At 68.4% G+C, this 12,327-nt stretch carries 13 protein-coding genes and 3 pseudogenes; 11 read left to right on the top strand and 5 right to left on the bottom strand.

The features are described from left to right. Together ACFU8Q_RS32460 and ACFU8Q_RS32455 are read left to right on the top strand one after the other, a co-directional pair. Positions 1-311: pseudogene (locus tag ACFU8Q_RS32460) on the top strand (IS701 family transposase); the annotation flags it as partial. Beyond that, a complete protein-coding gene (locus ACFU8Q_RS32455; RefSeq protein WP_384460936.1) occupies positions 283-738 on the top strand; it encodes an IS110 family transposase in 456 nt (151 codons plus the stop codon). The pseudogene ACFU8Q_RS32460 and the gene ACFU8Q_RS32455, both read left to right, overlap by 29 nt. A 223-nt stretch (positions 739-961) precedes the next feature. Here the strand turns inward: ACFU8Q_RS32455 and ACFU8Q_RS32450 are convergent, their stop codons facing one another. Both ACFU8Q_RS32450 and ACFU8Q_RS32445 read right to left on the bottom strand, forming a co-directional pair. Next, the gene (locus tag ACFU8Q_RS32450; RefSeq protein WP_384460933.1) at positions 962-2,008 is read right to left on the bottom strand and encodes a hypothetical protein; all 1,047 of its coding nucleotides are present in this window, start codon (positions 2,006-2,008) and stop codon (positions 962-964) included. After that, positions 1,998-2,168 carry a hypothetical protein gene (locus ACFU8Q_RS32445; RefSeq protein ID WP_384460930.1) on the bottom strand — a complete coding sequence of 57 codons (171 nt, stop codon included), beginning with the start codon at positions 2,166-2,168 and terminating at the stop codon, positions 1,998-2,000. Before ACFU8Q_RS32445 ends, ACFU8Q_RS32450 begins: the two co-directional genes overlap by 11 nt. 132 nt (positions 2,169-2,300) lie before the next feature. Between ACFU8Q_RS32445 and ACFU8Q_RS32440 the strand changes: the two are divergent. Next, a pseudogene (locus tag ACFU8Q_RS32440) lies at positions 2,301-3,186 on the top strand (IS701 family transposase); the annotation flags it as partial. A gap of 7 nt (positions 3,187-3,193) precedes the next feature. On the opposite strand, the gene ACFU8Q_RS32435 reads toward ACFU8Q_RS32440, so the two are convergent. Both ACFU8Q_RS32435 and ACFU8Q_RS32430 read right to left on the bottom strand, forming a co-directional pair. After that, positions 3,194-3,658, bottom strand: a complete 465-nt coding sequence (locus tag ACFU8Q_RS32435) for a peptidase inhibitor family I36 protein (RefSeq protein WP_384460927.1) — start codon at positions 3,656-3,658, stop codon at positions 3,194-3,196. A gap of 541 nt (positions 3,659-4,199) precedes the next feature. After that, positions 4,200-4,520 (bottom strand): hypothetical protein, encoded by a 321-nt coding sequence (locus tag ACFU8Q_RS32430; RefSeq protein ID WP_384460924.1) that lies wholly within the window; start codon positions 4,518-4,520, stop codon positions 4,200-4,202. A 139-nt stretch (positions 4,521-4,659) separates the two neighbouring features. Between ACFU8Q_RS32430 and ACFU8Q_RS32425 the strand changes: the two genes are divergently transcribed. Then, positions 4,660-5,037, top strand: a complete 378-nt coding sequence (locus ACFU8Q_RS32425; protein ID WP_384460921.1) for a hypothetical protein — start codon at positions 4,660-4,662, stop codon at positions 5,035-5,037. Between the two features lie 668 nt (positions 5,038-5,705). On the opposite strand, the gene ACFU8Q_RS32420 is transcribed toward ACFU8Q_RS32425, so the two are convergent. Next, positions 5,706-5,888: a helix-turn-helix transcriptional regulator gene (locus tag ACFU8Q_RS32420; protein WP_384460918.1), complete on the bottom strand. Its 183-nt coding sequence runs from the start codon at positions 5,886-5,888 to the stop codon at positions 5,706-5,708. Between the two features lie 330 nt (positions 5,889-6,218). Between ACFU8Q_RS32420 and ACFU8Q_RS32415 the strand changes: the two are divergent. The 7 genes and pseudogenes from ACFU8Q_RS32415 to ACFU8Q_RS32385 all read left to right on the top strand — a co-directional run. Then, positions 6,219-6,447: pseudogene (locus ACFU8Q_RS32415) on the top strand (hypothetical protein); the annotation flags it as partial. A 340-nt stretch (positions 6,448-6,787) separates the two neighbouring features. Next, a complete protein-coding gene (locus ACFU8Q_RS32410) occupies positions 6,788-8,275 on the top strand; it encodes a hypothetical protein (RefSeq protein ID WP_384460915.1) in 1,488 nt (495 codons plus the stop codon). Beyond that, a complete protein-coding gene (locus ACFU8Q_RS32405) occupies positions 8,272-8,544 on the top strand; it encodes a hypothetical protein (protein ID WP_384460912.1) in 273 nt (90 codons plus the stop codon). The genes ACFU8Q_RS32410 and ACFU8Q_RS32405 overlap by 4 nt, the downstream gene beginning before the upstream one ends. Beyond that, positions 8,532-10,142: a hypothetical protein gene (locus ACFU8Q_RS32400; protein ID WP_384460909.1), complete on the top strand. Its 1,611-nt coding sequence runs from the start codon at positions 8,532-8,534 to the stop codon at positions 10,140-10,142. Before ACFU8Q_RS32405 ends, ACFU8Q_RS32400 begins: the two co-directional genes overlap by 13 nt. Further along, positions 10,139-10,558, top strand: a complete 420-nt coding sequence (locus ACFU8Q_RS32395) for a hypothetical protein (protein WP_384460906.1) — start codon at positions 10,139-10,141, stop codon at positions 10,556-10,558. Before ACFU8Q_RS32400 ends, ACFU8Q_RS32395 begins: the two co-directional genes overlap by 4 nt. Beyond that, on the top strand, positions 10,555-10,968 hold the full coding sequence (locus ACFU8Q_RS32390) for a hypothetical protein (RefSeq protein ID WP_384460903.1): 414 nt from the start codon (positions 10,555-10,557) through the stop codon (positions 10,966-10,968). Before ACFU8Q_RS32395 ends, ACFU8Q_RS32390 begins: the two co-directional genes overlap by 4 nt. Then, a complete protein-coding gene (locus tag ACFU8Q_RS32385; protein WP_384460900.1) occupies positions 10,965-12,191 on the top strand; it encodes an acyl-CoA dehydrogenase family protein in 1,227 nt (408 codons plus the stop codon). The genes ACFU8Q_RS32390 and ACFU8Q_RS32385 overlap by 4 nt, the downstream gene beginning before the upstream one ends. Positions 12,192-12,327: the final 136 nt, after the last annotated feature.

Raw genomic sequence — 12,327 nt, 5'->3', positions numbered from 1 at the left:
AGGACTCCCACTTCCGCCGCTTCCTGGAAGTCCACCAGCTCTCCTACGTCGTGGCCGTCCCGAAGTCCCAGCAGGTCCACGGCCCGCGCATCGACCACCCCATCGGCCAGGCCCCGCCCGAAGCCTGGCAGCGGCTGTCCGCAGGAAGCGGCGCGAAGGGCGAGCGTATCTACGACTGGGCCGCAGCCCGCCTGCCGGCCGTGTGGGAATTCGACGGCGACGAACCCACCCGGCAACGCTGGATGCCGGCCCGCCGCAGCATCACAAAGCCCGACGACACTAATCGGACAGCGGAGCCTCCGGTGCTGTGAACGGCTGTCTTGGTCGACTGCCAGTTCTACCGGGGCTCCGCTTCTCACGTCAGGACTCGCCGCAAATCAGAGCGCGCTTGCCAACGCCCCCAGAGTCATAACTTCACGGCCTTGCCCTTTCGCCCGCCAGCTTGAACTGCTGGAAACCATTCCCGGAGTCGGCCGCACCACCGCCGAGGTGCTCATCGCCGAGACCGGCGGCGACATGTCCCGCTTCCGCACCGCCGGACACCTGGCCTCCTGGGCCGGGGTCTGTCCCGACCACCACGAGTCCGCCGACAAGCACAAGTCCGGCCGCAGACGCCACGGCAACCGCTGGCTGGGCGCCGCCCTGGGCACCGCCGCCATGGCCGCCTCCCGCACCCGCGACACCACCTACCTCGGCGCCCGCTACATGCGACTACCCCGCCTCGGCAGGGGGCCCTGACCGCGGTCTGGCACATGCTCACCCAAGACACCGCCTCCACGACCTCGGCGGTGACTACTACGCCAAACACGACCCCGAACGCGCCCTGCGCCGGATCACCCGCCAGGCCAACGCCCTCGGCCTTACCGTCCGCTTCGAACCCATCGAGGCCACCTCAACCCACCTACCGGGCTGATGCTCAGACGTTATTTTCGGACCAGAGTCAAGCTCACGCAGAGGCAGGTCAGGACACGGCGCGCGCCTTGCGGACACTGAGTTGCCAGGCGGACCGGTGGGTCTGGAGCTGGGTGGAGCGGGAGCGGATTTCCGCGGCCTGATAGCCTGCTTCGACGGCCTGGCGGCGTGCGATGTAGTCGACGGCGTGCTTACACTTCACGTCCGCAAGCGCCATGGCGATCTCCTTGGCGCTCGGGGCCCGCATAGAGCCGTCGGCTGCGGTCCCGGAGGTTGCGGCCGCGCCAGCCCATGAGCCAGCGGCGGAGAGAGGATCCGGCTGAGGGTGGCCCAAGGTTCGCATGCACGTGCTCCACTCGGCGTTCACCGCGCGGACCTTGCTGTCGGACTTCGCACGCGCCCAGGCGGCACCCGACGCGGCCGAGACCGGATCGCTGGAGTACACCCACCACATGGCCAATTCCTGTCGTGCGCGATCACGGCAGCCGGGACCGTTGCCGCCCTCCCCCGTGTAGGCGTTCATCGTGGCACGATCGACGGATGCCAGGCGTGCCTTGCTTCGCTGGTCCCACTGGTGTTGTTCCGTGCGGGTGACGCCGACCGGCGGGGGCAGCTGATAGCCGTTCGAGGATGCGATGGTCGCGTTGCTGATGCCGTAGCGGCGCTCGTTCGGTGAGTGGCTCTCGCCCAGCGGTTCCAGCGGGGCGGGCCAACTCATGCCGCGTTCCCTCATGCACCGGTTGGCCAAGGTGAACTCCGCACGCTCGATGATTTTCCGGTCGCGTGTGCTCAGTCTGTACGAGTCAAGCGGCAACTCGGGTACGTGGGAGACCCGAGTGGATCTGGACGTGGGCACGGGTGCCACGGAGGGCTCGTATTCGGCACGGGAATTGGCGGTCGCTCCGGTGCAGCCGGAAAGCCCGAGCCCGGCGAGCACGGCAACCGTGCCAGATATGGCTGCCCGGGGGATCGGATTCATGTGGAACATGTCCTTCGCTGGGGTGAGGTGCGGACGGGCGTCACGGGGATGATGTCCCGTAGCGCCCGCGTCCGCATGGAGTTTTAGACGAGTCATTCCGATGTGGTCAGTGGTCATAAGCGATCAAGGATCGTATGACGGGCCGGCCGGTCTTGTGGTTGTGCCAGTGCTCGGAATCCGTCAGCCACGGCGGTCGGCCAAGCCACCGGGTACCTCCGATCTCGTCGTCGATCTTCACGTACAGTGCGGTCAGCAGGGCGTCCAGGTTGTTCGTCACACAACGATCTTGGACGCCCTGTCTGCGTTCCCGGACACACCGTCAGCATTCGGAATGACTCGTCTAGTAGGACTTGGTCATGTTCATTTGTCGGTGGCGTGTCTGTTTGATCGGGTGTGTCGTTGACGGGGCGTGACGGGTGGGGAGTTGGCCGGTCCGGTGTGATCTGGAGGACTTCGCGGCGGAGGTGTTCGAGCCGTTCGCGCGGGCGGATCAGGGCCGGTGGGGCGCGGTGTATCTGCGGGGGCTGCTGCTGGACGGGCGGCGCAAGTCGGTGGAACCGATGGCCGCCCGGCTGGGCAAGGACGTCAACCGGCGGGCCCTGGCCCACTTCATCACCTCCAGCCCGTGGGACGCGGCACACGGGCGAGCCCGTCTCGCCTGGCGGATGCAGCAGGCGATCAAGCCGACCGCGCTGATCATCGATGACACCGGCTTTCTCAAGGACGGCGATGCGTCGGCGTGCGTGTCCCGGCAGTACACCAGCACCGCGGGCAAGGTCACGAACTGCCAGGCCGGCATCTCGCTGCACCTGGCCTGCGACCGTGCCTCTGCGGCCGTGGACTGGCGCCTGTTTGTGCCCGAGAGCTGGGATCGGGCCTAGCCGAAGGCCGATCCGGCCAAGGTCGCCCGCCGCACATCGTGCGGCATCCCGGCCGACGTCGGCCATGTGGAGAAGTGGCAGCTTGCCCTGGGCGTGATCGACGAGACGAGGTCGTGGAGGATCGACATCCCGCTGGCTGTCGCCGACGGCGGCTACGGCGATACGGCAGCATTCCGGCTGGGCCTGGAAGAACGCGGCCTCACCTACGTGGTCGGCATCTCCACCACGACCACCGCCCAGCCGGAAGACGCACGGCCGCACATTCCGCCCTACCGTGGTCGCTGCCCCCGGTCCCAGCACGTCTACTCCGAGCCGGCCCAGAAGGTGAAGCGGCTGGTCATCGCGGCTGGCCGGCAGGCGGCCCGGCCGGTGCAGTGGCGGGAGGACTCCCGCCCGTGCAGCGGCCGCAGCGGTTGCACTACTAGGCGGGGCAGGCAGCGTTGTTCCAGAAACAGTGCGAGGACAGCTTGTTGTCGGTCAACGACGACAGGTGGTTCAGCGTGGCTCCGGACCAGGCCGTCGCGTAGTCGCCGGTGTAGTTCGTGTTGGTGAACATGTAGGCGCTGGTGTCCGGGTCCAGGTTCTTAACCGAGGTAACGCTGTCGTTTATCGAGATGCTCGTGCCGTAGTAGGTACCTGTGTACGAAGGCTTGCTGTAAAGCGTGTCGTAAATGGGACCTACGGCGTTGGCGTCACGGTACAGACAGATCTCGCCACCACTGGACGAATTGCAGACCCCGTCGTACGACGCCGCTTCGGCTGGCGATGCGAGTGCGACGACACCGAGCATGGCGGACATGCAGGCAAATACGTGGAGCTTACGCATCAGGATTCCCCTCGGGTACAGCGCCAAGGCCGTGCCGCGAAGTGCGGCAGAGGTGATCATAGGCTTCGCAAACGTATGCTCACCAGCCCAATAAAGTGGCCTAATCTGACATTTCACCCAAGCTGCGCGACGTAATTGCGCCACACGCATCCCGAGGTCGGATCGATGACTTCGGCGGAGTCTATTCATATCCAGGTTGCGTCCTTGGAAGTGGAGTGCGAGTTGGCGGGCTCTGCAGTGTCGCCTGCGATGTCCCCGCCGCTCTGGTCCAACTCGGATCCGCCGACGCCACCCCGGAACGGGACATACCATCCCTGCTGCGGCATCTTGCGCGGGTGCCTGACCAAGAGCCTCGCGCGGACGCCGCCACCCCCTGACCCCTACGTCCTTGCAGTCGCGGCCTGCGCGGTCCTCGCCGGGGCCCGCTCCTTGGCGGCCATCGCCGAGTGGGCCGCCGATCTGCCTCTCGACCACCTCGCCCGCTCCGGCGCCCGCCTCCTCGACCCGGAACCCGAAAGGGCCTGCCAGCCCCGTCCGAGGCCACCTTCCGCAGAGTCCTCCAGCGCCTGGACGGCAACGCCCTCGACACCGCAATCGGCTCCTATCTACGCGAACGCGCCGACCGTCCTGCCAGGAAGAAACCGGCACCAGGCCGGAACAGGAGCTTGTCCAGGTCGCCGTGGACGGAAAGACCCTGCGTGGAGCGCTCCGCCCTGATGGCACCCGAGTCCACCTCGTGTCCGCCCTGCGCATGGACGGCGTCGTCCTCGCCCAGCAAGAGGTGCCGTCCAAGACGAACGAGATCAGCGCGTTCAAGCCCCTCCTCACCCCGCTCGACCTCACCGGCCACGTGATCGCCTTCGACGCACTGCTGACCCAGACCGAGATCGCCCGCTTCCTCGTCGAGGAGAAGGATGCCCACTACATCACCGTGCTGAAGGCTCCCCCCCCGGACCCTTCACCAGCTGGTCAAGCGCCTGCCCTGGCGCGACGTCCCGCTCGGCCACCGCTCCCGCGACGCCTCCCGCGGACGCGACGAGATCCGCCGGCTGAAAGCCGCCTTGGTCAAAGATCTTCCGTTCCCGCACGCGCGGCAGGCGCTGCAGATCGTCCGCCGCACCGTCCGCGGCGGGAAGACCACCATCGAGTGCGCGTACGCCCTCACCAGCCTGGACACCGTCCACCACGAAGCAGGGCGTCTCGCGTCACACGTGAGGCGGCACTGGTGGATTGAAAACAAGGAGCACTACGTGCGCGATGTGACGTTCGGGGAGGACTCCTCCCGCGTCCGCACCGACACCGCACCCCGCGCCATGGCCGGCCTGCGCAACCTCGCCCTCGGCACCCTCCGACTCGACGGCTGGACCAACATCGCCGCAGGACTCCGCCACCACAACCGCCGCCCCGACCGCCCCCTCGAAACCCTGGGCATCAGCTGACACACCGACACCAAACAGGCACCCTACGCATCACACCGCAACCCGACCGATCACGAGAATGACGCGGCCCTGGTTTCGAGCATCTGGTGCAGCCGGGCCACCGCGCCGAAGTCCTCTGTGATGTAAGCATCCAGAAGGTCGGCCGCATGGACGATGTGACAGGTGTGGGGTGGGTGCGGCAGGATCCGTGGTCATGCCGTCCGCTCCGGAGTCTGCGTCGCGCGAGGATCTCCTCACGCTGATCGGACTGCTCCAGCGGCAGGTGGCGGCTGCCGATGCACCCCCGGCTCACCGCAGCCCGCGCCGAATGGGCCGCGCGGACCGGCACGACCACCAACGCCGAGGCCGCGTAATCCCGCCGACCCAAGCCCACCCCGGGGTCCGCGACGCCAGCGTCATACTCCGATGGCTGTCGCGAACGACCAGCTCAGATGCCTCACCCGCCCCTCCACTCCAGGGACTTTTCAGGGACTTTCAGCACCGTCCGAGGGACTTCTGAGGGACTTTCCGCCGCCTGACGTGGCAAGCTCCCGAAAGACCGGAAAGGGCCTCCGACGCAGGTCAGAGTCCCTTTCCAAGGCAGAGCCGCAGGTAGCGGCAGACGAGTCGGGCTGTACGCCGGGTTCTGTCGCCCTGCTGGCACAAATGCACCAGGCGTACTCGGCCAATCAGACCGTGCGATCCACCGCCTGAGCTTCCAGCCATGCCTCCGCCTCCGGCCAGCGGTAGCGCAAATAGCGGCCGACCTTATGGGCTCGCGGACCCTGGTGTCGGTGATTCCATATGTAGACCGTGTTCAGCGGTACGCCCAGGAAGTCGGCCAGTTCCTCAGCACGGATCGGCTCGGACACGCCGACCCTGCGTTTACTCTGCGTAAGTACGTGCACCGGATCATGGGAGCCGGTTCCAAGATCCGCATCGCGGTCCGGAGCGCCTACACGAGGGCCGCGTGACTCCTGCACTGTTCGGCTTGTGCAGCGCCCGTACAAGATGATCTTCGGACGGTTCGTTTGCGCAGGTCAGATGCATCGTATAGGAGTTCCGGGACATCTGACGGGCGAACGCCGCCGCCCCCACTCCGGCCAGGGAACGCGCCGGTTCAGAAGGGGGCGGCGGCGTCCGTGGGAGTGCTCTGGGGATTTGCGCCCCTCGACGGCAGCGGCGCGTCCCGGACCTCGCGGCGCAACGGCTTCCTCACCGTGGTCTTCGTCGCCCATGAGTGGACCGGCGAACCCGAAAACCACGAGCCACGCAAGCACGCCCACATCCGTCGGGTTGATGCCGATGCCATTCCAGAGGAATTTGCAGGACACCACCGCGAGCGCCCTCCACCGGCATCTCACCGCCGGCCCTCAGGTGTCGTTGGACGGGTGGAAGCAGCAACGACTGCGGTGGAAGGCGAAGGGCTGAGTGCGTGCGCCGCACGCGCTGGCCGCACATGCCTGCGGGAGGTAGCCTTTTTGAAAGGCGTACGGGATCTGCTGGCAGAGATTGGAAATTCTTGCCGGGCCACGGGATTCGCGCATTTGCGAGGAGCCGTGGCCTGTTTATCCGAATTGGTCCCGAGAATTCATAGCTGCCTACAATACAACCCTCGACAAAGAGGCAGAATTCGCGGCCGTCCCGTGCGCGGCAGTAAATCGTTGAGAAAGCTACCCGGCATGCGCTCCGGCCAGGTATCGGTCAGGCGTGTCGATCCCGGTCTCACCATGTTGTGACCCAGACGCTCGATCAGCGAAGGGTAATGCCCATGGGCTGGCTTACCTTCGGGTACTTCGTCTCGTACATTCCCTACGCCATGCTGGTGAAGGCACTGGCCAGCGGAGTGACTCCGCTGTCGACCCAGCCGGTCAACGGATTCGAACTGCTGCCCGCAGCCGTCCTCGGACAAATCGCGGCGATGACCGTCTTCCTCGGCCTCACGGGGCGGTGGCGGCATATGCGGCGGAGCCGGATCGGCCACGCGCGGATCCCGGTACCGGGCCGGGAGACGCTGGTGGCCGGCTTCTTCGCGTCGCTCATCATCGGCTCCACCACGATGAACTACACCTTTTCCGGCGTCTCGATCCTCTTCATGCTGCTGCTGATGCGGGGAGGAGTCCTGGTCCTCTCCCCATTGGTCGACATGACCCGCAGTCGGCGGGTGACGAAATCCTCCTGGGTAGCGCTGTGCCTGAGCCTGATAGCGGTTTCGGTGGCCCTCGGCGATGTGCACAGCTACCACCTCACGCTCGCGGCCGCGCTGAGCGTCCTCACCTACCTCGTCGGCTACCTCGGCCGGTTCGACATCATGATCCGGGTGGCCAAGAACGGGGTTGTCGCAACGGACCGCCGCTACTTCGTGGAGGAGCATGTCGCGGCACCTGTCTGCCTGGCTCTGCTGCTGGGGGCAGGGGCGCTGGCCGGGCAGTCGCAACTGCGCGCGGGCTTCACCACATTCCTCGGTACTCCTGCCGCCTTGGCGGCCGCGGGGATAGGAGTGGCATACGAGGTGCTGTTCGTCTTCGCTTCGCTAATCTATCTCGACCGGCGGGAGTACACCTGGGGTGTACCGGCCTGGGCGTTCGCCAGCCTGATGTCCGGCCTGGTCGCCTCCTTCTCGCTCGCGTGGCTGGCCGGACTCCAAGCTCCGGGGACCTCTCAGCTCATCGCGCTCGCGTTCGGTGTCGCCGCGGCGGGAGCCCTGTCCTACCCGTCGGCCGCCGTCTGGTGGCGGACCCGCGGCACCGGCGCGGCATGCCACGTGCTGTTCGTCTGCGGCGGGAACACCTCCCGTTCGCCCATGGCCGAGGTCATCGCGTGGGCCCAGGCCGCGGAGGCGGGAGTCGCGCACCTCTTCCGGTTCTCCAGCGCGGGTGTCGCGACGACGCAGCCTGCGAGCCCGATGACCCCGGGCGCCCGGTCCGCGCTCGCCGAACTCGGCCTGCAGCGGGTGCCGGGCCGGGGCAATCCCCGTCGTCACCGCTCACGCCCGGTCACCCCGGAACTCTGCCGGGTCAGCTTCGTCATCTACTGCATGACCCGAGCCCACCGCGACAGGGTGATCGCCATGGCGCCCGAGGCCGAGGGTCGCGCCTTGTGTCTGGACCCGCACCGTGACATCCCCAATCCGGAGGGGCAGCCGCCGGACGTGTACCTCAGGTGCGCCCGGCACATCCAGCGGTCCGTGCACGTCCGTCTCTGCGAGCTCCTCGGCCCGGAGGGCGGCCGCGCTCTGGGACGAGGTGATTACGGATGACGCCCCCGCTCCGCGACGGTCTGTGCCCGGTCACCTCCCCCCACTGCACAAGAGCCTTTCTGGACCGGGTGGTGCCACGGGACGTCCTGGCGGAGGTACGCCTCGCCGCCGGCTACGGGGATGTGCTGCGCCTGAAGCTGGGAATCGACGCCGACCGGCTCGTCGCGTCCACTCCGGCAGTCGGGTACGCGGACGAGGAGGCAGCCCCGGTCAATCGGTTCGTTCCGCGGCGGGCCGGTATGGAGGAGTACGTCCAGTGGCGCAATTGACGAGCGGATATGGTGCCGACGTCTGGCGTCGGGCCCGTGTGGTGGCGGTGATCGCCGAACCGGAAGACCTCACCGCGGCTCGGCTGTGTGCGCTCGCAGGTGTGGCCGACGTGCTGGAGGTCCGCGCCGACCTGGTCGGCGATCCCGATCCGCGCCGGCTGCGCCGGCATTTTCCCGGGCCGTTGACCTACAGTTTGCGCTCGCGGCGACACGGCGGCCGCTCGGCCGCCGGCCCGGTCGAGCGGCGCACCCGGCTGCTGCGCGCAGCGGACCACTACGACCTGGTCGATCTGGAGGCCATGGACGACGTGGCGCGGGAGTTGCTGGCGGACATCCCGGCCCCGCAGCGGCGTATCTCCTGGCACGCGCCCCCAAGCCCCGAGCAACGGGCCGACCCCGGCCTCCGGGCCGGGCTGCTCCATGCCTCGGGGGCACTGCTGGAGCGGTTCGCCGCGATGACCGCCGTACCAGCGGCCCAGTACCTCCTCGAGCCGCAGTCGGGCGCACAGGGCGAATGGGCCGCGCCGCTGCTGCTCACGGGGCTCGGACGTACCGATGTGACGGCGTTCGCGTCCGGTCCGGCCGGCACCTGGACCCGGGTGCTGGCGCCGTGGCTGGGGGCACCCGTGGTCTTCGGCCGGGCTGGTGCCCCCGGGACGGACGGAATGCCCAGTGTGAGCCAACTCCTCACCGACTACGGCCTGCCCGTGCTGCCCCCGCTCGGCGGCCTGTTCGGCATTGCCGGGCGTGCCCCAGGGCGGTCGTTGTCGCCCCGGCTGCACAACGCGGCGTTGAGGGAGTTGAGGCTGCCCGCCCTCTACCTGCCTTTCCAGGTGGATGTGTTCTCCCGATTCTGGCACCGGGCCATGGACTTCGGGGAGCTGGGCGGACCGCCGCTGCGCGGGCTGACCGTGATCGCCCCCCACAAGGAGAGCGCGCTCGAAGCGGCCGACATCGCCGCCCCGGAGGCACGGCGGTGCGGGGCTGCAAACCTGCTGTGCCTCGACGCCGGGCGCTGGCGCGCGGCCACCACCGACTCGGCCGCTGCCCTGCGCACCCTTGCCCGGGCCGGAGTCGATCCGAGCGGCCGCAGGGCCGCCGTCATCGGTTGCGGCGGTGCCGGGCGGGCCGTCGCGTTGGCCCTGTGCCGGGCCGGAGCCCGGGTGACCCTGGTGAACCGAGGGGATGCGCCAGGCCGGGCGGCCTCCTCGCGTCTCGGGCTTCCCTATGTGCCGCTGTCCCGGTTCTCACCGGCTGGGTACGCCGTGCTCGCTCATGCCACGCCCCTGGTGGAACGGGAGCCGTTCCCGGTCTCCACCGCCGACTGGGACGCGGCGGTGCTGGAGATGGCCTACCGCGATTCGCCGACCGCACTCATGGGCGCCACCCGCGCCCGAGGACTGACCGGCATCGACGGCTGGGAGGTTCTGTTCGTCGAAGTACGCGAGCAGTTCGAGCTGATGACAGGCCATCCGCTGCCCGAGGCACTGTCTCTGTACTCCCTCTGCTTCGGCGAAGCCGAGCCGCCCGATGCCCACGACCTCACCGAACCAGCGGGACTCGCCCCGACGGACCCTACGAACAGGGAGGCACCATGACGACCCGTCCCGCGTCCCCTGCCGGAACCGCAACACCGTGGCCACCCGGCACGCCGGACGTCTCCGCGCTGCTGGGCGACTGGGTCAACACCGACCAGCGCAGTTCGAAGGGCCCTCGCCGGCTGAGCGTGACCTGGCACGAGGGGGGCATGTTCGTCAGGGCCTTCGGCACCGGTAACCCGCAACCACGCGACTGGGGTGAGGCGTCGGCGGTCCTGTACACCTCGCCGGACACACCATCGGTCGCCTCGTCGTTCTCGGCGGTATACGACTTCGGCTCGCTGCGCACCGTTGTAGGCGCCTACCACAAGACGGGCATCCTGGTGACCACCACATGCACCGTCTTCAGCGACGTCAGCAGGGGCGCCGACCACTGGGCCCGCTCGTTCTTCCACAGGGCAGGGGCGGGACCATGACGGCACATCCGGTCGATCCGGCACCACTGGCAGGCGGCTGGGTCAACTTCGACACCACCGCCACCGGCATCCACGTGGTCGATGCCGCGCTCGACCACAGCCGGCTCACGCTGCGGATCACCGAACGCGGCGGCCCGGAGCCCTCACAAGGCGCACTCGCACCGACCACGACACCCGTCACCGGCGCCGTCTTGCCCGCCGTCCCGCTGGCCGACGACATCGACGCCACCGCGGCCGTGGCCTTTCTCGCCGAAGGCCCGCTCGGCTCCCGGCAGGTCTTCCTCGTCGGCTACCTCAACCGCGGCCTGCTGACCATCGATGTCCATACCGTCCAACCCACCGAATCCCGGATACCGAACACGATGTACCGCGCCCACTTCTTCCGCTTCGAAGAGGCCACCCGCACATGACCGACGACCTGGGCCACGCCACCCGTCCGGCCCGCAAACCGACGGTCGGCGACGACCGGGCAGTTCTCGGCGCCATGGCGAAGCTCGCCGAAGACAGATTCGCCCCCCGCGCCGATGAGTACGACCGCACGGCCGCCTATCCCGCCGAAGACTTCGACGATCTGTTCTCCAACGGTCTCCTGGGCGCCGCCGTGCCCCGGGAGTACGGTGGCCTGGGCTACGGCCCCGCGGAACGCAATACCCTCCCCCTGTGGGAGATGACCACCACGCTGGCCAAGGCCGATCTGTCGCTGGCCCGCTGCTGGGAAGGGCACGCCAACTCACTTGTCCTCATCGACGCCCTCGCCACCTCGGAGCAGAAGCGGCGCTGGTTCACCGGTGTGGTGGAACACGGGGAGAAATGGGTCGCCTGGAGCGGCGAGCCCCAGACCCCGAAGCCGGGCGAGAGCGCTCGCTTCGGCACCACGCTGACCCCCGTCCAGGACGGCTGGACCCTCCGCGGCAGCAAGGCGTTCGCCACCGGTGCCACCGGCGCACAGTGGGCGATCCTCCTCGTCGATCCGGTCGGCCCCGGCGGAGCGCGCCAAACCCGGGAGGTCCACGGCAGGCTCCTGCTACTCGCCTGCGACCTGTCGGACCCGACCGTGACCGTGGACACGTCGTGGTGGGACCCCGTCGGCATGCGCGCGACGGCCAGCCATGTGGTGCGCTTCCACGACACCTTCATACCGCGCGAGCATCTCATCGGCGGCCCCGGCGGCTACTTCGACGGGCAGTGGCAGACCGCCTTCATCCCGCAGTACGCAGCCAGCTTTCTCGGCGGCGCCCTGGCCGCATACGAGTACGGGCTCGCGTATGTGAAACGGCAGGGCAAGAGCGGTGATCCCTATGTGCAGCAGCGGGTGGGCAGCATGGCGATCAATGTCGAGACCGCCCGCCTCTGGTTGCGCCACGTCGCAGGCCTGTGGGACGAAGGCAGCCTCGACGAGGCCCGGATCGCCGGCAGCAGGGCCTGGCACGTGATCGGACACCTGGCGGAAGAAACAGTGCACCACGTCATCCGCGCGTGCGGCGCCCGCAGCCTGATCCGCCCTAGCCCGGTGGAGCGGATCCTGCGCGATCTGACCTTGTACAAGCTCCACGACAACGACGACCACGTGCTGGCCACCATCGGCCGGGCCGTCCTCGGTGAGCCGTACGACCCGTTCTTCCACAGACTCTGACGTCCGCACCGGCCTCGGGTCACACCACCGCACGTGGCGGCCCACCCGATCCGCCTGGGTGGGCCGCCCCCGCGTCGTGTTAAGGGCCGGCCGGCGCCGGTGAGGACCCCCACACGCCGGGGAGTGCCCCCGGCCG

The sequence above is a fragment of the Streptomyces sp. NPDC057543 genome (assembly GCF_042801895.1).
Taxonomy (GTDB): Bacteria; Actinomycetota; Actinomycetes; order Streptomycetales; family Streptomycetaceae; genus Streptomyces.
Note: the sequence above shows the minus strand (reverse complement) of the source record. Positions and strands in the feature narration are given on the sequence as shown.